This is a genomic window from Sphingobium sp. Ant17, assembly GCF_000588875.1.
Classification (GTDB): domain Bacteria; phylum Pseudomonadota; class Alphaproteobacteria; order Sphingomonadales; family Sphingomonadaceae; genus Sphingobium.
In genome coordinates, this window is sequence record NZ_JEMV01000002.1 from 85519 (window position 1) to 107646 (window position 22128).

18 protein-coding genes, 1 tRNA gene and 3 pseudogenes are annotated in these 22128 nt (G+C 63.3%); 9 read left to right on the top strand and 13 right to left on the bottom strand.

The annotated features are described in order from the left end of the window. Positions 1-75: transfer RNA gene (locus BF95_RS01670), tRNA-Val, on the bottom strand. A gap of 162 nt (positions 76-237) precedes the next feature. Between BF95_RS01670 and BF95_RS26030 the strand changes: the two genes are divergently transcribed. Continuing rightward, positions 238-339, top strand: a complete 102-nt coding sequence (locus BF95_RS26030; protein ID WP_443018319.1) for an entericidin A/B family lipoprotein — start codon at positions 238-240, stop codon at positions 337-339. A 28-nt stretch (positions 340-367) separates the two neighbouring features. Here the strand turns inward: BF95_RS26030 and BF95_RS01675 are convergent, their stop codons facing one another. Further along, positions 368-556, bottom strand: coding sequence for a hypothetical protein (locus BF95_RS01675; RefSeq protein ID WP_043148905.1), 189 nt, complete (start codon positions 554-556; stop codon positions 368-370). Positions 557-730: 174 nt separating this feature from the next. Here BF95_RS01675 and hslV point away from each other — a divergent pair, with 174 nt between their 5' ends. Next, positions 731-1297, top strand: coding sequence for an ATP-dependent protease subunit HslV (gene hslV / locus BF95_RS01680; protein WP_043149060.1), 567 nt, complete (start codon positions 731-733; stop codon positions 1295-1297). Between the two features lie 147 nt (positions 1298-1444). Beyond that, positions 1445-2746 carry an ATP-dependent protease ATPase subunit HslU gene (gene hslU / locus BF95_RS01685; protein ID WP_043148907.1) on the top strand — a complete coding sequence of 434 codons (1302 nt, stop codon included), beginning with the start codon at positions 1445-1447 and terminating at the stop codon, positions 2744-2746. A gap of 52 nt (positions 2747-2798) precedes the next feature. Here hslU and BF95_RS01690 read toward each other — a convergent pair whose 3' ends face one another. Further along, positions 2799-4022, bottom strand: a complete 1224-nt coding sequence (locus BF95_RS01690; protein WP_043148908.1) for a polyhydroxyalkanoate depolymerase — start codon at positions 4020-4022, stop codon at positions 2799-2801. 126 nt (positions 4023-4148) lie between these two features. Between BF95_RS01690 and BF95_RS01695 the strand changes: the two genes are divergently transcribed. Further along, complete coding sequence (locus BF95_RS01695) at positions 4149-4805, top strand: glutathione S-transferase (RefSeq protein ID WP_043148909.1); 657 nt, start codon at positions 4149-4151, stop codon at positions 4803-4805. A 42-nt stretch (positions 4806-4847) separates the two neighbouring features. Next, positions 4848-6506 (top strand): M28 family metallopeptidase, encoded by a 1659-nt coding sequence (locus BF95_RS01700; protein WP_043148911.1) that lies wholly within the window; start codon positions 4848-4850, stop codon positions 6504-6506. A 107-nt stretch (positions 6507-6613) separates the two neighbouring features. On the opposite strand, the pseudogene acnA reads toward BF95_RS01700, so the two are convergent. After that, positions 6614-9281: pseudogene (gene acnA, locus BF95_RS01705) on the bottom strand (aconitate hydratase AcnA). Positions 9282-9579: 298 nt separating this feature from the next. Between acnA and BF95_RS01710 the strand changes: the two are divergent. Beyond that, the gene (locus BF95_RS01710; protein ID WP_043148912.1) at positions 9580-9792 is read left to right on the top strand and encodes a hypothetical protein; all 213 of its coding nucleotides are present in this window, start codon (positions 9580-9582) and stop codon (positions 9790-9792) included. Here BF95_RS01710 and BF95_RS01715 read toward each other — a convergent pair. The 4 genes and pseudogenes from BF95_RS01715 to BF95_RS01730 form a co-directional block, all read right to left on the bottom strand. Then, positions 9793-11546, bottom strand: a pseudogene (locus tag BF95_RS01715) (DUF885 domain-containing protein). A 43-nt stretch (positions 11547-11589) separates the two neighbouring features. Beyond that, positions 11590-11793: a DUF5818 domain-containing protein gene (locus BF95_RS01720; RefSeq protein ID WP_043148913.1), complete on the bottom strand. Its 204-nt coding sequence runs from the start codon at positions 11791-11793 to the stop codon at positions 11590-11592. A gap of 4 nt (positions 11794-11797) precedes the next feature. After that, entirely contained in the window at positions 11798-11983 is a 186-nt protein-coding gene (locus BF95_RS01725; protein WP_043148914.1) for a DUF1328 domain-containing protein, read from the bottom strand. Between the two features lie 75 nt (positions 11984-12058). Next, complete coding sequence (locus BF95_RS01730) at positions 12059-13057, bottom strand: 2-hydroxyacid dehydrogenase (RefSeq protein ID WP_043149062.1); 999 nt, start codon at positions 13055-13057, stop codon at positions 12059-12061. Between the two features lie 90 nt (positions 13058-13147). Between BF95_RS01730 and BF95_RS01735 the strand changes: the two genes are divergently transcribed. Then, on the top strand, positions 13148-13645 hold the full coding sequence (locus BF95_RS01735; RefSeq protein WP_043148915.1) for an SH3 domain-containing protein: 498 nt from the start codon (positions 13148-13150) through the stop codon (positions 13643-13645). 179 nt (positions 13646-13824) lie between these two features. Here the strand turns inward: BF95_RS01735 and BF95_RS01740 are convergent, their stop codons facing one another. From BF95_RS01740 to BF95_RS01755, 4 genes and pseudogenes are all read right to left on the bottom strand, one after another. After that, positions 13825-14442: a hypothetical protein gene (locus BF95_RS01740; RefSeq protein WP_152542521.1), complete on the bottom strand. Its 618-nt coding sequence runs from the start codon at positions 14440-14442 to the stop codon at positions 13825-13827. Between the two features lie 87 nt (positions 14443-14529). Further along, entirely contained in the window at positions 14530-15816 is a 1287-nt protein-coding gene (locus tag BF95_RS01745) for an amidohydrolase family protein (protein ID WP_043148917.1), read from the bottom strand. A gap of 119 nt (positions 15817-15935) precedes the next feature. Continuing rightward, the gene (locus BF95_RS01750) at positions 15936-17333 is read right to left on the bottom strand and encodes an amidohydrolase (RefSeq protein ID WP_043148919.1); all 1398 of its coding nucleotides are present in this window, start codon (positions 17331-17333) and stop codon (positions 15936-15938) included. Further along, positions 17330-18852: pseudogene (locus tag BF95_RS01755) on the bottom strand (peptide MFS transporter). Before BF95_RS01755 ends, BF95_RS01750 begins: the two are co-directional and overlap by 4 nt. A gap of 139 nt (positions 18853-18991) precedes the next feature. Here BF95_RS01755 and BF95_RS01760 point away from each other — a divergent pair. Continuing rightward, positions 18992-19570, top strand: coding sequence for a nitroreductase family protein (locus BF95_RS01760; protein WP_043148920.1), 579 nt, complete (start codon positions 18992-18994; stop codon positions 19568-19570). Positions 19571-19642: 72 nt separating this feature from the next. After that, positions 19643-19987: a GntR family transcriptional regulator gene (locus tag BF95_RS01765; RefSeq protein ID WP_043148922.1), complete on the top strand. Its 345-nt coding sequence runs from the start codon at positions 19643-19645 to the stop codon at positions 19985-19987. Between the two features lie 22 nt (positions 19988-20009). On the opposite strand, the gene BF95_RS01770 is transcribed toward BF95_RS01765, so the two are convergent. Next, positions 20010-22127: a tetratricopeptide repeat protein gene (locus BF95_RS01770; protein ID WP_081764001.1), complete on the bottom strand. Its 2118-nt coding sequence runs from the start codon at positions 22125-22127 to the stop codon at positions 20010-20012. Position 22128 lies beyond the last annotated feature (1 nt).

Sequence of the window (22128 nt, forward strand, 5' to 3'; positions counted from 1 at the left end):
TGGTGGGCGCGGCAGGGATTGAACCTGCGACCCCACCCGTGTGAAGGGTGTGCTCTACCACTGAGCTACGCGCCCCCTGTCGGGAGGAAGCGGCCATTGGCATTGCGGGCCGCCTCTGTCAAGCGGAGGTGAAACGGTCATGCACAATCGCTCTTCCCGCCGTCGCCACCCGGTTATAGAGGATCCCAATAACCAATGTGGAGTGATGCCATGATCCGTCCTCCATTATGCCTGTTGATGAGCGGATGGCTGCTGGCCCTATCGGCCTGCAACACGGTGCAAGGCGTCGGCCGCGACATCGAATCAGTGGGCCGCGCCGGCAAGGAGGCGATGCGATAAGGGGAACGGCGTCGGCGATCCGCCCAGCTTATTGCAGAACGCGCCCGATTACCTTGGGGCTTTTGCGCAGGCGGACACCATCGCAATCAGGCTCGCCACAGGTGCAGGCTTCGAGCGTGTAGCGGACACCGCACATGACCAACACGTCGTGATCGAAACTATAGTTGGAAATTCCCGCGCGCTCGACTTTTTCCTGAGCCATGGCCTTGAGAGACATGCGAGTCCTACCCCCTTTTATTCGACGTTGATATTTGATGCTGCGCTGCACAATGTCAATTAACCAACATTAGTTCCTACAATATTTGTCACAATATTGTCGCGCAAATGCCACGCTTCGACGATGCACATGGCCCGGCTTGCACAGGGCGATCTCGCCTCCCATATGCCGCCCATGAACGACCAACATCGCAGCGCCATGCCGGTCTGGCATGGCACCACCATCATGTCCGTCCGCAAAAATGGCAAAGTCGTCGTCGCTGGCGACGGTCAGGTCTCGATGGGCCAGACCGTCATGAAGCCCAACGCCCGCAAGGTGCGGCGCCTGCATGACGGCTCCGTCATCGGCGGCTTTGCCGGCGCGACGGCCGACGCCTTCACTCTGTTCGAGCGGCTGGAAGCCAAGCTGGAGCGGCACAATGGGCAGCTGATGCGCTCTGCCGTCGAACTGGCAAAGGACTGGCGCACCGACAAATATCTGCGCAATTTGGAAGCGATGATGATCGTCGCAGACAAGGATGTGACATTGATCCTGACCGGCAATGGCGACGTGCTGGAGCCGCTGAACGGCGTTGCGGCGATCGGATCGGGCGGTAATTTCGCGCTGGCGGCGGCCCGTGCGCTGGTGGACTATGAGGCGGATGCCGAGGCACTGGCGCGCAAGGCCATGGCCGTGGCGGCGGATATTTGCGTTTATACCAACGATCAGTTGACCATCGAAACATTGGATTCGGTCGCCTGATTAACGTGCCCCTCCCTGCCAAGGGAGGGGTTGGGGTGGGTAGCGAGCAAAGCGAGCCGCAATCCCATTCCACCTATTTTGCGAGCGATTGCTGTGCAATCGCACCCACCCCCTGCCCCTCCCTTAGAAGGGGAGGGGGAGTTTGGAATGAACGACAATCTGACCCCCAAAGCCATCGTCGCGGCACTTGACGCGCATATCATCGGCCAGAAGGATGCCAAGCGCGCTGTCGCGGTGGCGCTGCGCAATCGTTGGCGGCGGCAGCATTTGCCCGACGATCTGCGCGACGAGGTAACACCCAAAAATATCCTGATGATCGGGCCGACGGGGTGCGGCAAGACCGAGATCAGCCGTCGCCTGGCGAAGCTGGCCGATGCGCCCTTCGTCAAGGTCGAGGCCACCAAGTTCACAGAAGTCGGCTATGTTGGTCGCGATGTCGAACAGATCGTCCGCGACCTGGTCGAGGAAGCGGTGCGGCTGGAAAAGGATCGCCGCCGCGAAGCGGTGCGCGAAGCGGCGTCCGAGGCGGCGATGAACCGCCTCCTCGACGCGCTAACGGGCAAGGAAGCGAGCGAGGCGACCCGCCTCTCCTTCCGCCAGCGGATTGAGCAGCATCAGATGAACGATGTCGAGGTCGAGGTGGAAATCGCCGACAGCCCTTCCATGCCGATGGATATCCCCGGCATGGGCGGCCAGATGGGTATGATCAACCTGTCCGACATGATGTCCAAAGCATTGGGCCAAAACCAGAAGAAGCGCCGCAAGCTGCGCGTCGCCGATGCCTGGGACAAGCTGATCGAGGAGGAACAGGACAAGCGACTGGACCAGGATGATGTCGCGCGCGTTGCCATCACCAGCGCTGAGCAGAATGGCATCGTGTTTCTCGACGAAATCGATAAGATTGCGGTCAGCGACGTGCGTGGCGGTTCCGTCAGCCGCGAGGGCGTACAGCGCGACCTGTTGCCCCTGATCGAGGGGACGACGGTTGCGACCAAATATGGCCCGCTCAAGACCGACCACATCCTGTTCATCGCGTCGGGCGCTTTTCATGTCGCCAAGCCCAGCGACCTGTTGCCCGAATTGCAGGGTCGCCTGCCGATCCGCGTAGAGTTGCAGGCGCTGACCGAAGAGGATTTCGTCGCGATCCTCTCGGACACCAAGGCAAGCCTGGTGGCGCAATATCGGGCGCTGCTGGCGACCGAGGGCGTAACCATCGACCTGACCGCCGAGGGCATCCGCGCGGTGGCGCGAATTGCAGCGGAAGTGAATGGCGAGGTCGAGAATATCGGTGCCCGCCGCCTGCAGACGGTGATGGAAAAGCTGCTGGAGGATGTCAGCTTCGAGGCCGAGGACCGGCGGGGTGAAACGCTTGTGGTGGACGCCGCCTATGTCGAAAAGCAGCTGGATGCGATTGCGCGCGACACCGACCTTAGTCGCTACGTCCTGTGACCAGTGGGCAGCCGACCGATCCCCTCCGGATCGGTCGGTTGCCTGATTGCGATCAGTTCATCGCGAGGATCATGTTCCGCACCTGCGGATAGACCTGGCTTTCCCATTTGCTGCCGGAAAATACGCCATAATGACCGACGCCCGGCTGGAGATGGTGACGCTTCAAGTGCGGCCGCAGACCGGTGCATAGGCCATGGGCTGCCGATGTCTGCCCTACGGCGCAGACATCGTCCCTTTCGCCCTCGACCGTCAGCAACGCCGTATGGCGAATGGCGCCCGGTTTGACCAACCGCCCCCGGTGCATCAATTCACCCTTGGCGAGGGAGGCTTTCTGGAACACCAGATCGACGGTTTCGATGTAAAATTCGCGGGTCATGTCCAGGACCGCGAAATATTCTTCATAGAAATTCTTGATCTTGTCGGCTTCGACGGTCTTTCCATCGGCCAGCAATTGGTACAGTTCCCGATGCTGCGCGCCATGGCGTTCCATGTTCATCGCCATGAAGGCGGATAGCTGGATGAAGCCCGGATAGACTTGGCGACCATGCCCCGCGTAGCGCAGCGGCACGACGGAGATCAAATTCTTCTCGAACCATTCGATCGGCTTTTCATTGGCCAGATCGTTGACCGCAGTCGGCGCTGCGTTGGGATCGATCGGCCCGCCCATCAACGTCATCGACTTCGGCGTCGCGGCGTCTTTATCTTCCGCCATCAACGCGACTGCTGCCAGTGCCGGGACGCAGGGCTGGCACACCGATACCATATGTGCGCCAGGCCCCATATGCTGGAAGAACTGGATCACATAATCCACATAATCCTCGAACCCGAAGCGGCCGGCCGACAGCGGCACGTCGCGGGCGTTCTTCCAGTCGGTGATATAAACGTCATGATCGCGCAGCAGGGTTACGACGGTGCTGCGCAACAAGGTTGAAAAATGGCCGGACATAGGCGCGACCACCAGCACTTTGGGCTGAGCCGCATCGACCTCGTCCTTGACGAAGTGCAACAGGTCGCCAAACGGCAAATCCAGCGCCACTTCCTCGCGCACGGCCACCTGTGCATTGCCGCTGGTAACCGTGCCGATATCATAAGCGGGACGCTTGTGGGTCAGCTTGGCACCTTGGAACACATCCATCAGTGCGAACAGGCGACGCGGCATCGCCCATTGGGCCGCTGGCCCCATCCGGTCCCGCATGCCAAGAGCAATCTGCGCGCCAAAGCGCGCCGGCGCCAGCATATCGTTCCAAGCCTGATAACCGCTATAGAGCATCCGCATAATCGCAATCTTGCCTTGTTATATCACCGCCAACGAATCGGTCTTATCATGTAACGCTATACAATCTTTTTATGTTGCGCCGCATCATCATAAATGGGAGGTTCCCCTGAAGCGGGAGGGATTGCCATGGCTATCGCGGAACTCACTCTATCCAGCAAAAATTATTCCTCCTGGTCGCTGCGCGGCTGGCTGTTATGCCGGATTGCAGGCCTGCATGTCGAAGAAAAACTAATCGCGCTCGATAACGCGGAGAATCGCGCGGAGCTGCTGTTGCTCTCCCCCTCTGTGCTGGTCCCGCGTCTGACCCATGAGGGGGCGAGCGTATGGGATACTTTGGCGATCGCCGAATATCTCCACGAACTTTATCCCGATGCCGGCATGTATCCCGCCGACCGGATCGCGCGCGCCCATTGCCGGTCGGTGTCGGGCGAAATTCATTCGGGCTTTGCCAACTTGCGCTCGGCTTTGCCGATGAATCTCAAGGTGCGGCATGCCCGTTTCCCTATTTTCTCCGGAGCGAAGCCGGACATCGAGCGGATCGAAGCGATCTGGGCAGAATGCTTGGGCAGTTATGGCGGTCCTTGGCTGTTTGGGGACAAGCCCACCGTGGCCGACGCGATGTTCGCGCCCGTCGCCGAACGTTTCCTGACCTATGCCGTGCCGGTGTCGGCTACCGCCGCGGCCTATTGCCAGACGATCAATGGTTGGCCGCTGATGCGCGAATGGATCGACGACGCGCGGATCGAGCCGGACGAGGTCGAGGAACTCGATATCGAATTCTGACGCGCCCTTCCCCCTGCGTTGGCAAGGGGTTAGAAGCGGGTCATGACCATACGCACGCTTGGCCTGGCTCTGGCCCTCACTGCCGCCCTTCCCGCCTCTCTCGCTGCGCAGACGACCGATCCGCAGCAACTGGCCCAATCCGTCCGCACGCTGGCGTCCGACCTGTTCGAAGGGCGCGCGCCCGGTACGATTGGGGAGGAGCGGACGATCGGCTATCTGGTCGGCCGGTTTCAGGCTTTGGGGCTGGAGCCGGGTGGTCCCGATGGCCAATGGGTGCAAAGCGTGCCCCTGCTCCACACCCGCCTCGGCAAAGCGGAGCGGCTGGGCATCGCGCAGGGCGACGTCGCGAGGGACTGGGCGGTCGGCGACCAGGTCTATCTCTCCACCCTCCAGCCCAAGGACAAGGTTGTGGTGGACGCCGCGCCGCTGGTGTTCGTGGGCTATGGCGTCTCCGCGCCCGAACGGGGCTGGGATGATTATAAGGACGTGGACCTGAAGGGTAAGGTCGCGGTCTTCCTGATCAACGATCCCGACTTCGAAGCGACCAAAGGCGAGGATGCTTTCGGCGCGTTCGGTGGACGTGCCATGACCTATTATGGCCGTTGGACCTACAAGTTCGAGGAAGCCGCGCGACGCGGGGCGATCGGCGCGCTGATCGTCCATGACACGCCCGGGGCCGGCTATGGCTGGAATGTGGTGGTCAGTCCGGGTGGCGAAAATTACGATCTCGTTCGTCCAGCCGATAAACTGACTAGCCTCGCCGTGCAGGGCTGGGTCGAGGGAGACGCCGCCAAGGCGTTGTTCGCTGGCGCGAGCCTCGACCTGGCTGCGCTGCGCAAGCGGGCGCGCAGCAAGGCATTCCGTCCGGTGGAGCTGACCGGCGCGCGCTTCTCCGCCGCCTTCCCGGTGACGCAGGAAGTGGTGCAGAGCGCCAACGTCCTGGCGCGCATTCCCGGCACGAAACGGCCGGATGAAACGGTGATGTATGGCGCGCATTGGGACGCCTATGGCAAGGGCGCGCCGGACGCACAGGGGCGCATCTATCGCGCCGGGGCGAATGACGATGCGCTTGGCATTGCGGGCCTGTTCGAAATTGCGCGCGCGTTCAAGGCTGGCCCTGCCCCCGATCGTTCGGTCCTGTTCGCGGCGTGGACGGCAGAGGAGCGCGGATTGCTTGGCTCCGAACATTATGCCCAGAACCCGGTGTGGCCGTTGGACAGCACGGTTGCCAACCTGACCCTCGATATCCTCCAGACTGCCGGCAAGGCGAAAGACGTCATCCTGGTGGGCAAGGGCCAAAGCACATTGGAGGATGATCTGGCGAAAGTCGCTGCCGACCAAGGCCGCGTCGTCACGCCAGAAAGCCTGCCTGAACGCGGCCTTTTCTATCGCGCCGACCATTTCTCCATGGCCAAGCAAGGCGTTCCCGTGTTGTTGCTGATGGGGATTGCAGGCGCGTCCGACCTGGTCGAAGGCGGCCGCGCGGCAGGACAGGCCTGGGTCGATACCTATACCGGCCAATGCTATCATCAGGCGTGCGATGCGATCGGCCCAGACTGGAAGCTGGATGGTGCGGCGCAGGATGTCGACCTGCTGCTGACTATCGGTCGCGACCTCGCCAGTTCGACCCGCTGGCCGCAATGGAAGCCGGGATCGGAATTCAAGGCGGTGCGGGACAAAAGCGCGGCGGCACGTCGCTGACGCCTAGAGGCTGATCGCGCTATTGGATCACAGGAGCGCGGCCAAGAAAAAAGGGCTTCTCCCGCGTGGGAGAAGCCCTTTTTTTTTCAGCCTAGCCTGTCAGCCGATCAAGCGGCCAGCTTGCGCAGCACATATTGCAGGATACCGCCGTTCAGGAAATATTCCAGCTCGTTGATGGTATCGATCCGGCACAGCGCGGTGAAGGTGAAGGTCGAACCGTCGGCGCGCTTGACGATGACGTCCACGTCCTGGCGTGGCTTGAGGCCCGCGACATTCTGGATGGTGAAGCTTTCGTCGCCGGTCAGGCCCAGCGTATCCTTGCTTTCGCCATCCTTGAACTGGAGCGGCAGCACGCCCATGCCGACCAGGTTCGAGCGATGGATACGTTCGAAGCTTTCGACGATGACCGAGCGCACGCCCAGCAGGTTGGTGCCCTTGGCCGCCCAGTCGCGCGACGAACCGGTGCCATATTCCTTGCCGCCGATGACGACCAGCGGCGTGCCGTCGGCCTTGTGCTTCATCGCCGCGTCATAGATGGGCATGACTTCGCCTTCATAGCGGGTCATGCCGCCTTCGACGCCGTCCAGCATCTGGTTCTTGATGCGGATGTTGGCGAAGGTACCGCGCATCATGACTTCATGATGGCCACGCGCGCGCCATAGCTGTTGAAGTCGGCCTGGGCGACCTGATGCTCGCTCAGCCACTGGCCGGCGGGGCTGCTCGCCTTGATCGAACCGGCGGGGGAGATGTGGTCGGTGGTGATCGAGTCGCCGAAGATCGCCAGCGGCTTCGCTTCGATGATATCGTTGACCGGCGCCGGGGTCATGCTCAGCCCTTCAAAATAGGGCGGGTTGGCGACATAGGTAGAGCCTGCGCGCCAGCTATAGGTGTCCGAGCCGGTCACGTCGATCGCCTGCCAATGGGCGTCGCCCTTATAGACATTCTCGTAGCGCGCCTGGAACATCGCACGGTCCATGCAGCCTGCCATGGTCGATGCGACCTCGGCATTAGTGGGCCAGATGTCCTTGAGATACACGTCGTTGCCAGCGGTGCTGACGCCGATCGGCGTGGTGATGAAATCTTCGATCACCGTGCCCTTGAGCGCATAGGCCACGACCAGCGGGGGGCTGGCAAGGAAGTTGGCGCGCACGTCGGGCGACACGCGCCCTTCGAAGTTGCGGTTGCCCGAAATGACGGCGGCCGCGACCAGGCTGTTTTCGTTGATTGCCGCGCTGATAGCAGGGGCCAGCGGCCCGGAATTGCCGATGCAGGTGGTGCAGCCATAGCCAACCAGGTTGAAGCCGATCGCGTCCAGATGCTCCTGGAGGCCTGCCTTATTGAAATAGTCGGTGACGACTTGGCTGCCGGGGGCCAGCGAGGTCTTGACCCAAGGCTTGGGCTTGAGGCCCAGCTCATTCGCCTTCTTGGCGACGAGGCCCGCGGCGACCATGACGCCGGGGTTCGACGTGTTGGTGCAACTGGTGATGGCGGCGATAGTGACGTCGCCGTCGCCGATGTCGAAATCCTCGCCTTCGACCGGAACGCGCTGCTGCGCCTTCTTGTAGACATTGGCCAGGTCAGCGTTGAACACGTCATCGACTTCCGGCAGCGACACGCGATCCTGCGGGCGCTTGGGACCGGCGAGGCTGGGGACGACTGTCGACAGGTCGAGTTCCAGCGTGTCGGTGAAGACCAGATCGGCGGTGGGATCGATCCAGAAGCCTGCTGCTTGGCATAGGCTTCGACCAGCGCGAGATTTTCGTCGCTGCGGCCGGTCAGGCGCATATAATCGATCGTCTTGTCGTCGATGCCGAAGAAGCCGCAGGTCGCGCCATATTCCGGGGCCATGTTCGCGAGCGTCGCACGGTCGGCGAGGCTGAGCGACGCCAGGCCCGGGCCGAAATATTCCACGAAACGGCCAACGACGCCCTTCTTGCGCAGCATTTCGGTGCAGGTCAGCACCAGGTCGGTGGCGGTCACGCCTTCGTTCATCGTGCCGATCAGCTTGAAGCCGACGACTTCGGGGATGAGCATGGAGACGGGCTGGCCCAGCATCGCCGCTTCCGCCTCGATCCCGCCGACGCCCCAGCCGAGCACGCCCAGGCCGTTGACCATCGTGGTGTGGCTGTCGGTGCCGACGCAGGTGTCGGGATAAGCGACCATGGCGCCATCGGTATCTTTGCTCGACCAGACGGCCTGCGCGATATTTTCCAGGTTCACCTGATGGCAGATGCCGGTGCCGGGGGGCACGGCGTAGAAATTGTTGAGCGACTTGCTGCCCCATTTGAGGAAGTCGTAGCGCTCCATATTGCGCTGATATTCGATTTCCACATTCTGTTCGAACGCCTTGGGCGTACCGAATTCATCGACCATGACCGAGTGGTCGATGACGAGATGGACGGGCACCTGCGGGTTGATCTTGCTGGCGTCCGCGCCGAGCGCGTTCATCGCGTCGCGCATGGCGGCCAGATCGACCACGCAAGGCACGCCGGTGAAATCCTGAAGCAGTACGCGCGCGGGGCGATACTGGATCTCGCGCTGGGCCTTGCCCCGGTCATTCTGCCAATCGACGATCGCCTGAATGTCCTCGACCGTCACGGTGACGCCATCTTCGAAGCGGAGCAGGTTTTCGAGCAGCACCTTCATCGAGAAAGGCAGGCGCGAAACGTCTCCAAGTTTAGCGGCGGCCTTTTCGAGCGAATAAAAAGCGATGTCCTTGCCGTCGACATTCAAAATGTCGCGGGTGCCGAGCGTGTCCTGTCCGATGGCGGTCATAAGTTGTGCGTCTCCTCGCAAATGCCGCGGCCATGCGGAGGCAAGATGACGCTTTCCACCCGTCTCTCGCCGACCGGCCCGATGGTCCGGGCAGCAAGGTGGAGGGATGCGCCCCAACCGTCGGCCGAAGCGGGTATGTCCCGATATCGCAGCGCCATACAGACTGCCGCGCCCAAGTCAAATGGACAAAGCAACCGTTGCACCTTTGGGGGAGGCGCATTTATTGCGCGCGCCTGGACAAAGCGGGAAACAACCGGACGGAAAGGCGTTGGAGCCGAACGAGAGGGGGACTTCCGCCATGCTGCCTTCCACGATTCCAAACGCCAGCGGCCATATCGGCCTCTATCGCCCCGGTGGCGCGATGCGCTGTCCTGATTGCGGGCAGAGCCAGTGGCTGATCGGCCGGGTTATGGCGGAATGCGCCTGTTGCGAAGCAGCCCTGCCGCTGGACCTTGGCTATCGGGCGTGGCTGGACATCAGCAACGCCCCGCCCCGATCCCTGCGAATTTGATCAGCGCGCTTTTTCGGCCGCAATCCAACTATCGATCTGGCTTTCCAGCACGGTCAGCGGCACCGCGCCTTGTGCGAGAACCGCTTCATGGAAGCGGCGCAGGTCGAACTTTGCGCCCAAGGCCGCTTCGGCTTTCGTCCGCAACCCCCTGATCCTGATTTCGCCGAGCTTGTAGCCCAGCGCCTGGCCCGGCCAACTGATGTAGCGATTGACCTCTGCATCGATATTGGCCGCAGACAGTGCGCTGTTGTCGGCCATGAAGGCGACGGCGCGCGCCTTGTCCCAGCCCTTGGCGTGGATGCCGGTATCGACCACCAGACGGCAGGCACGCCACATTTCGTAAGACAGGCGGCCCATCATCTTTTCAGGCGTGTCGTAGAGCCCCATCTCTTCACCCAGAAATTCGGTATAGAGCGCCCATCCTTCGACATAGGCAGTAAAGCCCGCAAGATATTTGCGGAAGGGCGGCAGCGGCAATTCCTGTTGCAAGGCGATCTGATTGTGATGACCCGGCACCGCCTCATGCGCGGTCAGCGCGGGCAGTTCCCAGAAGGGCCGCTGGTCGAGCTTGGACGTGTTGACGAAATAGGTGCCAGCGATACCGCTTTCCGGCGCACCGGGCATATAATAAGCGGTGGTGGTGCCTTCCGCTTCGGCCTCTGGAATGGCTTTGAGGCCATAGGGCAGACGCGGTAGGGTGTTGAAATAGCGCGGCAGCAGGCCGTCGATCGCCTTCGCCTGACGCGCGGCGACCTGGAGCAGTTCTTCGGGGGATTTGGCATAGTAGCGAGGGTCGGTGCGTAGATGCTCAATGAAGGCGGTGCGGCTGGGATAGCCTGCCTTGGCTGCCACATCGTCCATGCGGGCACGGATGCGGGCGACTTCGGACAGGCCGATGGCGTGAATCTGGTCGGGGGTCAGGTCGGTGGTCGTATGCGTCCGCACCCGGCTGGCATACCAGGCCGCGCCGCCCGGCAGGGTCGCCGCGCTATCGCTCTTGCGGCAGGCGGGCTGATAATCCTTCACGAACAGGTCATGCCATTTGCCATATTCGGGCGTGATGACATCGCGGATCAGGGTGATGGCGCGCGCCTGCATCGCGGACCAATCGGCGTCGCTGATTGTGCGGGGCTTGGGGCGGGTTAACGGCTCGTAGAAGCGGGTCGCTTCCGGCTTGCCCGCGACGATACCGCTGATGGTGGCGGCATAATTGCCGAGGACGGAGCAAGGCAGAACATAGCCGCCCTCGATCGCCTGCCGGGTGATGGCGAGGCGTCGCCATTTTGTTTCGGGTAGAGCGACAGGCGGGTGAGATAGCTGTCATAGTCGGCGCGGTCGTAGAAAGGCAGGCCGTCGCCCATTCCTGCAAAACCCTGATGCCAGCCATAATAGGTGGTGAACAGCATCAGCCTTTCGGCTTGGTGTGCCTCCCCCGCTATGTCGTCGCGGAGCATCCACAGCAGCACGGCGCGGTTGACTCGGTCGGCGGGGGCGAGCATCGTCTCGCCGATTGCTTCCAGCCGGGCAACGAAGGCCTGTTCGGCCTTGATCTGCGCGGCGCGGGCGGTGAGCGACAGGTCGTAGATGCGGTCATCATAGGTGCGGACGCCACGCGCGGTGGCCTCGACCGGATGGGTGGAGAGCCACCAGTTCCAGTGATCGTCCATGACCTGTGATAGAGTGTCGCGGGGCGTTTGGGCCTGGGCCAGAACGGGCGTGGCGACGGAGAGGAGAAACAGAAATATCTTGCGCATGACGCAAGGGGATCGCGTGTCCCCGGCGGTTTGGCAAGGGGTTTCAGGCGGGCGCTACGCCATCAGCCTCGACGATATCGTCGCCCATATAAAAGCCCTGAACGCGCACCCGTTTTTCGACAAGATCGACGGGTACGCGTAGCAGGACGAGGCGGTAGGTGCCGCCAAGATCGCGCCGAAACAGAAAACCGGCGGCGTCGCGAACGAGCCGCCCGGTTTCATCCACGCCTGCGCCAGACTCTGTCATGCGGTCAGTCTATCGCATCCTTGATACCCTTGCCGGCCAGCAGACCGAGCACGAGAAACAGGACGAAGACAGCCAGCGCGATGAAGAAGAGGATCTTGGCGATACCGACAAAGGTGCCAGCGGCGCCACCGAAGCCGAGAACCGCCAGCACAGCGGCGATGACGAGCGAGATGACTGCGAGTTTCAACATGATGATCCGTCCCTTTCGATGGAAATATTATGTTTTCCGAACGGATGAGGTCGCGGAGGGTTCCCCCGTGCCGGGTCAGACCCAGCCTTCCAGCACTTGATTGGGTGGACGGTGTCCATCGACCCAGCTGCGAATGTTGGCGATGACGCGCGCGCCGGTCGCGTCGCGGCCCTCGAACGTGGCCGATCCCATATGCGGCAGCAATACGACATTGGCGAGGTCGAACAGGCGCGCATCGACCGCCGGTTCATGGGTATAGACGTCAAGGCCTGCGCCAGCGATCCGCCCTTCGTCCAGGGCGACGATCAACGCCGTCTCGTCGGTGATTTCGGCGCGGGAGGTGTTGATGAGATAGGCGTCGGGACGCATCAGTGCGATCCGTCGCGCATCGATCAGCCCGCGACTGTCGGCATTGAGCGGGCAGTGGATCGAGATGATGTCGCAGGCCGAAAGCAAACCGTCGACATCGCCCACCCATTCCGCCTCCAATTCCTGCTCCACCTCGAACGGCAGGCGGTGGCGGTTATGATAAGCGATCGACAGGCCAAAGGCGCGGGCGCGGCGGGCAACGGCACGACCGATACGGCCCATGCCGATAATGCCCAGCTTCTTGCCACCGATACGATGGCCCAGCATGCCCGACGGGCTCCAGCCGCGCCACTGGCCCGACCGGACGAGCTTTTCCCCCTCCGCCAGGCGGCGGGGCACGGACAGGATCAGCGCCATGGTCATGTCGGCTGTATCCTCGGTCAGGACGCCCGGCGTGTTGGTGACGATGATCCGCTTTGCCTGCGCAGCGGCCAGGTCGATATGATCGACCCCGGCCCCGAAACTGGCGATGAGCTGCAATCGCTCCGGCGCGCCGTTCAACAGGGCGGCGTCGATGGTGTCGTTGATGGTCGGCACCAGCACGTCGCACTGCGCCATCGCGCGGGCGAGTTCGGTGCGGCTCATCGGTGCGTCGCCGACATTGAAGCTGGCGTCGAACAGTTCGGCCATGCGCGCCTCGACATTGGGCGGCAGGCGGCGCGTGACGATGACGCGCGGCTTGGCAGGGCGCATTTTTTTGGCCATGGCCCAGCCGCTATGCCCGCCTGCTGCGTCGGTCAAGCGGTTATGCGGGAATGACTGTCGCGATGGCGCGCGGCGGGCTAAGGAAGCATCATGGGTGACATGGGAAATGGGTCGGGAATGAAGCTGTTGATGCTGGGTGCGGGCGTGGCGGTGGCGCTGGGTATGGCGGGCACAAGTCTTGCCGCGCCGGGCAGGCCGACGCCCTATTGGGCCTCTATCGCGCAGGACGAGGCCCGCATGCGCGTGGGGCCGAGCCTGGATTACCCGTCCAACTGGGTCTATCGCCGCCGCGACCTGCCGGTGAAGGTCGTGCAGGTGCTGGGGCTTTGGCGCAAAGTGGAAGACCCGGACGGTACGCAAGGGTGGATGCATGTGCGCCTGCTCAGCGATACCGCGACCGGCATCGTCAAGGCGCAGGTCGCCCCGCTGCGGCAATCGGCAAGCGATGGCGCACGGACCGTCTTTCGGGCCGAGCGCGGCGTGGTGGGCCGACTGTCCGACTGTTCGGGCGGATGGTGCCGTTTAGACGTGCGGGGCCAGCGCGGCTATGTGAAGGCCAGCGACGTGTGGGGCGCGACCGACCAATAGGATCGGACGCGCTTAACTTCGCATATTTCCCGCAAATCTTGAAATTTTCATGTCGTATATGGTAATTTTATTACAGCGGGAAGCTGATCAAGACCATTATACTGCTGCGCCAGACATAGCATGATATCGACGTGTAGGACAGGATTGTGTAGTCCGCAGGCCCGATCGATATGTCGCCGTCAACGGCGGCGTTCAACTGATACCGAAAATTTCGGCACAAGTGCGCAATCCGCAGGCGCACTGCCAAAGGCGGCGCGGTCCAGGCAATTTGCGGCAGAAGCAAAGTTTGTCGCGATTGCTGCGCGCGCGATACCATTGCCCCGCATGGATGCCTCCACGCCACCGCCTTCCACCGAGGTCGTGATTTCCCTGTTGAACAGTTCCTGGCCGTTGTCGATCCGCACTAGTCGATAGTGTAGCGTGACACTCGCCCTATTTCGTGTTGCTATGCGAATGGGCGTATGGCTCCCCACCCAGCGAGCGGTCAGGCGCACGCGCGCAGCGGTCGCATCCGGTGCCAGCATATGCATGTCTTTCAGGCTATCCCGTAGCGCCTTGTTCACACTTGATCGCTTGGCGGCACCAATCCAGTTGAGTGACGTACTTTTAACGATTGAGGGCAATCCTTCGATGTCGACAACGTCAATGCGTTGATAGAGCGGATGAGTCGCTGCGAGCGGCGTGGGTGTTTCCGGCGCGTAAGGAAGCCCGATACCAACCATCGGAATGTCACCCGCTGCGGCCGCGGCCGGTGACACTATAAGGGCGAGTATCGTAATCGTGATTCTGTTGCGCATGACGATGTTATGCGCGGATTTTATTCATCATCTCGTTAACAAGGGAAAGGCACGAAACGAACTTTGGTTTGGGACACCGACCGCGCGTCACCAGGCGTAGGCTTTGGGTAATGCGCCTTCCTCCGGTGTTGCATAGCGGTCGCGCAATTTGGTCTGGCGGTTGTCGAGCGGTTGGGCGATGCCATCGATCCAGACGGCGAGCGGCGCGGAGGTCATTTCGAGCGGGTCGCCGTCCCATAGCACGACGTCCCCTGCCCGTCCGGCCTTGAGCGATCCGATGCGATCGCCAAGGCCCATGGCCTCGGCCGGGGCGGAGCTGATGGTTCGGAGCGCCTGGCCCCAGCTCAATCCGGTCGCGCCGGGCACCTTGTTCAGTGCGACCATATTGCCCGCCTGCTGCGTGGCGAGGCGCAGTTGCAGCCCCTCGTCGCGGTCCATCAGGCCCATCGAGACGGCAACGCCCGCCTTGACCATGCGGCCGACATTGCTCTGGGTGGCGGCGAGTTTTTCGAAGCTGGAGGGGAGATCGTCGAGGCCACCGGCGATGACGGGCACCTTGGCGGTGGCGATCTGTGGCGCGACCATCCAGCCTTCGGCAGCCCCGGCAAAGATGAGTTTGAGCGCGGGGAAATCCTGCCGCAGAGCAAGCACGGCAAGGATGTCCCGGGCGCTTTCGACATGGACCATGAGCGGCATGGCACCGGTCACGACCGGGACCAGGGCTTCGGCATCTATGCGGTTGAGTAAGGCGTCCTTCGATCGACCGTCATAGCTGGCAGGGGCTTTGGCATATTGCTGGGCTTCACGCAGCATCGTCTTGAAGGTCAGGATCGCGGCGGGGCGGCTGCCACCGGCGTCCTTGGCCCCCTCCTCACCCATTTCGACATATTGGAAGGCGCGCGGCTTGGTGATCGGGTTCATGTCCGCGCCGAGATCCACCACCGCGCCTTGTCCGGCGAAAATGCCGGTGCCGGTCGAGGGGACGACGACGGCGCGGGTGATACCCGCCGTGCGGCTGATCGCGACCGGGTTGGCAAGGGGGTTGATCGCGGGGGCGACGTCGATCGCGGCGGAGAAGGGCGAGCGCGCGCTCGCATCATTGGTCGCCCCGACAGCGGGCACTTCGACCAAGCCGACGCGGGAGAAGCCGGAGACGAGGCCCGGCGTGACCCATTTGCCAGCGGCGTCGATGGTTTTCGTGCCAGGCGGTATGGCGATGCCTGCGCCTGCTGCGGTGACTTTGCCAGCGGTGATGACCACGGTGCCGTTGCGGATCGGTTCGGAGCCGTCACCGATGGCGAGAGTCGCGCCGGTGATGGCGAGGGATTGGGCGAAGGCCGGGGTGGAGATGGCAAACAGCAGGCCCGCTAGCACCGTTCGGGCTGAGTGAAGTCGAAGCCTTTCGCTGAGCGCAGCGAAGTGGCTTCGGCTTCGCTCAGCCGAGCCCTTCGACAGGCTCAGGGCGAACGGGGGGAGAGGATGGTTCTGGTCGCTCATTTCACGTCTCCCGCGCCGATCTGGCCGACTTCAAAGTCGCTGACGGGGCGTAGTTTGGGGTTGGCGCTATCGTAGAGCAAAGCGCCGTCGATCCACACTTTGTCCGGCCGGGTATAGGTGCTGAACGGATTGCCGTTCCACAGGACGACATCGGCCATCTTGCCGACCTTGAGGCTGCCGGTCTGGTCGCTAATGCCCATGGCGCGCGCGGGGTTGATGGCGAGCCAGGTCCAGGCGATTTCGTCGGAGATATCTATGCCCATGCGGCGACCCGCGCCCAGGGCCTTGGCGGCTTCCTGGTTCAGGCGCTGGATGCCGTTGTCGTCGTCGCTGTGGACGATGGTGCAGGCACCCGCGCGATGGACCAAGGGCACATTCTCCTTGATGCCGTCATAGGCCTCCATCTTGAAACCATACCAGTCGCCCCAGAGCGCCGAGCAAATGCCATTGTCGCGCAGCAGGTCAGCGATCTTGTAGGCTTCGACCGCGTGGTGGAAGGCGGTGACGCGATAGCCGAATTCCTTGCCCATATCGATGACATTGGCCATTTCATCGGCGCGATAGCAGTGATTGTGGACGAGGATCTTGCCCTCCAGCACATCGGCCAGCGTTTCCATGCCGAGGTCGCGGGACTGGTCCTTACCGGCGGCGCGCTTCTTCTGATAATCGCGCGCCTTGATCCAGGTGGCGCGGTTGACCGCCATATTGCCCATGCGGGTCGAGGGTTCGCGCCCCTTGCTGCCATAAACGCGCTTGGGATTTTCGCCGCACGCCATTTTGAGGCCATGGGGCGCGCCGGGGAACTTCATGCCCTGCATGGTGCGGGCGGGGACGTTCTTCAGAGTAACGCTGCGGCCACCGAACAGGTTGGCCGAGCCGGGGAGAATTTGCAGGCTTGTGACACCGCCGTTGGCGAGTGCGCGGCTGAAGCCTGCATCCTGCGGCCAGATGCTATGTTCGGCCCAGACATGGGCGGTGACGGGCGCGGTGGCTTCATTGCCGTCGGAATGGGCGTCGACGCCGGGCGAGGGATAGTTGCCGAGGTGGCTGTGAATGTCGATGACGCCGGGGGTGACATATTTGCCGGTGCCGTCGAACACCGCGATATCGGCAGGAATCGGCGTGTCCGCGCCGCCGATCGCGGTGACTTTGCCATCCGACAGGAAGATGACGCCATTGTCGATGCGGCCGCCCTCCCCATCGAAGATCGTCGCGCCGCGAATGGCGGTGGCGGTGCCGGGATAGGCTTTGTAGGTGGACGGATAAGGATTCTCCGGCGCGGCCGAACTGCTTTGGGTGGCAGCCGGGGCATCCTTGTCCTTCTTCGCCCCGGCGGGACCGGCCACCCCGGCCAGCAGGGCGGCGATCAGCAACGGTGTTGCGCTTTTTCTCATGGCTTATCCTCCGAAGCGATCAGGTCGAGATGCATCAGGCGTTTCACATAGGGGGAGACGAGCAGGACGAGGCCGCCCACCACGATCGCGAACCAGCCGATGCGGCTATACACGTCCAGCACCTGGGTCACGCCGCCTGCGTCGCCGCTGCCGGTGGCGCGGGCGATGAGGCCAGCGATGAAATTGCCCGCCGCCATGGCGAGGAACCAGGTGCCCATGACGAGGCCGACCATGCTGGGCACCGACAGGCGCGTCATCGCCGACAGGCCGACCGGTGAGAAGCAGAGTTCAGCATGGTGTGGAAGAGGTAGATGAGGAAGACGAACAGGACGGGGGTAAGATTTTCCCCCGCCATGGCGGCACCCGCCACAAGCACCAGGAAGCCCGCGCCGCACAGGATCAGGCCGATGCCGAATTTCGCGGGTGAGGATGGTTCGAGGCGGCGCTTGTCGAGGATGGTCCACAGCAGCGCGAACAAAGGCGCGAGCAGGATGATGAAGACCGAATTGACCGACTGGAACATGGAAGCGGGGACTTCCCAGCCGAAGAGGACGCGATCGACATTGCGGTCGGTGAAGATGTTGAGCGAGGAGCCGGTCTGTTCGAACAATCCCCAGAAGAGCGGGTTGAGCGCGATCAGAAACAGCGCGGCGAACATACGGTCGCGGTCGACCTTGCCGAGCGTCTTCATCGTGCGCCAGACGATGTAGAGGACGGTCAGCGCGGCAAAGCCAAGGAGCGCATAGCCCAGCAATTCGGCATAGCGGATCACCAGCCAGATGGCGACGACGCCGAGCGCTGCGCCGAGATAAATGATCCATTCCTGGCTAAGGCCTGCCGCCACGGGCGCGCGCAACTGGGCGGGTGCGGGTGGTTCGCCCTTGCCGAGCAGCCAGGGTTTGAGCCAGACGAACATGACGAGGCCGAGCAGCATGCCGACGCCCGCCGCGCCGAAGCCCCAGCTCCAGCCGTACAGTTCGCCGAGCAGGCCGCAGATGATCGGCCCCATCATGCCGCCGACATTGATACCCATGTAGAAGATGGAGAAAGCCGGATCGCGGCGGGCATCGTCGCGGGGGTAGAGTTCACCCACCAGAACCGAGATATTGGCCTTGAGGAAGCCGGTGCCGACGATGATGCTGGCGAGCGCGAGGTAGAAGCCGTTGAGGAACAACGGATCCTGCCCGCCCGGCCCTTCGGTGATGGCGATCAGGAAATGGCCGATGGCGATGAAGACACCGCCCACCAGCACCGCCTTGCGCGGCCCCAGGAAACGATCGGCCAGATAGCCGCCGATGACCGGGGTGATATAGACCAGCGAGGTATAGGCTCCGTAGAGGAGATAAGCGCGATCCTCGCCGAAGAGGAAATGTTTGGTCAGGTAGAAGATCAGGATGGCGCGCATGCCATAATAGGAGAAACGCTCCCACATCTCGGCAAAGAACAACAGGAACAGGCCGCGCGGATGGCCGAGCCAGGTCTTGCCCGCTGCCTCCACGCCAGAAATCGAGGTCGCCATCGGGAACCCTTGTCATATGGTTTGACCGGCCCGCCGAACGGGGGCCGAATGATGCATCAAGAGTAGAGCCTAATTCGCGCCTGTCAAAAGTGCAGGCGGCCCTTGCGTCGCGGCGGCGGGCGGGGCATTTGTCGCGGCGATGTTCAATGATCTTTCCTCTCCGCTCGCCCTGCTCCAGACCCGCCGTTCGGGTAAACCCCGCGACCTGATCGCGCCCGGTCCCGATGACGCGCAGGTGCGGCAGATATTGGAAGTGGCGCTGCGGACGCCCGATCATGGCAAACTCGCGCCGTGGCGCTTCGTCGTGGTGCCGTTGACGCGGCGCGCGGCGTTGGCCGAATTGCTGGAGAATGCCTATCGCGCCGAGAAGCCCGATGCCGGGCGGCTGGAGATAGAGGCGATGCACCAATTTGCGCATCAGGCCCCGACCTTGGTGGTCGCCCTGTCCGCGCCGGTCGCGGGCAGCAAGATCCCGGTCTGGGAACAGCAATTGTCGGTGGGGGCGGCGATCATGAACCTGCTGCACGCTACCCATGCGCTGGGCTTTGCTGGTGGCTGGTTAACGGGATGGCCGACCTATAATGCGGATGTGCGCGCGGCCTTTGCGCAGGGGGACGAGACGATTGCGGGCTTCGTCTTCATCGGCACGCCGGGCAAAGTACAGGAAGAGCGTCCCCGGCCAGATTATGACGCTATCGTATCGGTTTGGGACCGATAATTGCCGCTTTAACCATGATTTGCGCAATGGTCTGACTTGACCCGCATGGCTGTATTATGGCAGTGATGCACCATGGCCGACGACTCAAAACCCGTCTATCTCCGCCTGCGTGAGATCATTGCCGCTTCCATATTGGACGGGGACTATAGCGATGGCGACCTGTTGCCATCGGTGCGCGCCTTTGCCGCGACCCAAGGGGCCAATCCGCTGACCGTGGCGAAGGCCTATCAAAGCTTTCAGGATGATGGCTTGGTCGTGGTGCGGCGTGGGGTCGGCATGTTCGTGGCCGATGGCGCGACCCGGCGGCTGCGCATAGCCGAGCGCGCGCATTTCCTGGAAACGGTATGGCCGCCGGTGGCGGCGCAGATCCGGCGGCTAGGCATACGGGCCGATGATCTGGACCTGCAGAAGGTCTGAGGCGTTCGGCGGCGGGCCTGCCCTATTCATGGAGCAGCGTCATCCCGTTCTTTCGAGCGAAGTCGAGAAAGGCTGCGTGGGCGTTTCTCGACTGCGCTCGAAACGAACGGGCGTTAGCGTCGACGGCATCCTGACGGCCCGCAAAATTCCTGACCGCGACTGCCCGGCCCAACGCCAGTTTAGCGTCATCCTTGCGACCTGCGGCAGCATAGGCTTGCCCCAGATGCAGGTTGAGCATCGGATGAGCGGGCGCGCGGGCGACCGCCTTTTCCAGCAGATCGACCACAGCCGGTCCCTTTTCGCCGCTTTGCAGCAGGGTCCAACCATATAGGTCGGCGATCATGGGGTTGGCGGGCATCAGACGATAGGCGTGAGCGGCATAGGCGCGTGCGGCCGGTCGGTCGCCGGTTTCGAGCGCGGCGCGGGCAAGGTCCGCCATCAGCAGCGCATCATTGTCCCCCCGTTGCGCACGCACCGCCTGAAGCATCCGCAGCGCCCCGCGCCAGTCATTCGCGTCCATCGCGACGGCAGCGGCGAGGCGGCGCATGGCATTGTCGGCCGGGTTCTGGGTCAGGAATAGTTGCACGATCCGGGCCGCGCGGGCCGGATCGCCAGCGCGGTTCCATGCTGCGGCCAGGCGCAGGGCGACGGCCCGATCGAAGCGGATATTGGCAGCGCTTTCATAGGCGCGGGCCGCCTCCCCTGCCCGTCCGGCGGTGCCCAGCGTATCGCCCAGTACGATCCAGGCATCGGGCGCGCCGGGGTTGGTGCGGCTGAGTATCTGGGCGCGATCGACTGCCGCGTCGGTGCGGTTGGTACTAAGCAGGGCGCGGATATAGGGGATATTGTCGCGCGCCGTGGCGGCATTGGCGGGCGGCGTACCGCTTGCCAGTTGCGCGTCGCGTGGCCCGGCAAAGGGGTCGGCGGCGGCGCGCACTGGCCAGGCGGCGCGAGCGAGCATGTCGGCAGCCATGTCGCGGTTGCCGAGCGCTTCCTGCACACGTGCGGCCAGAGTCAGCACATAGGGATCTGCATCCCGCTGAGCGACGATCGAGGCGAGCGTCGTGGCGGCGGACGCCATGTCGCCGCCCATCTGATAGGCGCGGGCCAGCAGGGTGCGGGCGGTGCGGTTGTCTGGCTGCATCGCGACCAACGGGGCGAGCGTGTCCGCCGCGAGAACCGCGTTGCCATCCTGCATATGCAGCACGCCGCGCAGCAACATTGTGGCGGGTTCGCCATCAAGCCGCCCCTGCGTTCGCGCGAGCAGCGACCGGGCGAGATCGGCCTTTTCCGCGCGGGCCGCCATGACCGACTGCATCATCCAGGCCCGGTCGTTGTCGGGTTCGAGCGCGAGGATGCGGCGGGTGAGGCCGAGCATTGCGCCGGCTTCCCCCGCGTCAGCGAGCGTCGCCGCATAGGATTCCAACGTCGGCACCGATTCCGGGTTGGCAGCCAGCGCGCGTTCGAACCAGGGGCGCGATGCAGTAAGACCATATTGTCCGCGCGTCAGTTCCGCGCGCAGGGTCAGCGCCTTGGCATTGGACGGTGCCAACGTCACCGCCCGGTCGGCCGCGCCGATCGCCCCGGCCTGATCGCCGGTCGCCAGGCGCAGGCGGCCAAGATCGACCCAGCTTTCGACGTCATTGGGGGCGTTTGCAAGGGTGCGGGCCAGTTCCGCCTGCGCCGCGCGCATATCGCCCTTTGCCATGGCGGCGCGCGCGCTGATCCGTGCGGCGGCGAGACTGTGGTCGGCCGGGACATCGGGCGCGCCCGCTTCGCGCAATGCCGCATCGGCGTCGCCCTGCAACAACAGGGCATGTGCCATGACGTCGCGGGTGTCGGCGGGCGATCCGCCAAGTTTTCGCGCGCGCTCGACCTGGGCTTGCGCGCCTGCGCCGTCGCCCAGTTCAACGAGCGCCCGCGCCTGCGCCTCCCGCGCGACGACCGATCGGGGATTACCCCTGATCGCGTTCATCAGTTCGACGCGCGCGGTGCGGGCATCGCCCTTGTCGAGTGCGGTCAGGCCACGGGCCAGCGCCGCGCTGCCGTCGCGTTCATGGGTGCGCCATTGCCACAGGCCTGCCACACCCAGCAGCAGCAATGCTATTCCGGCCAGCAGGGCGATGCGGGTGCGGCTCATC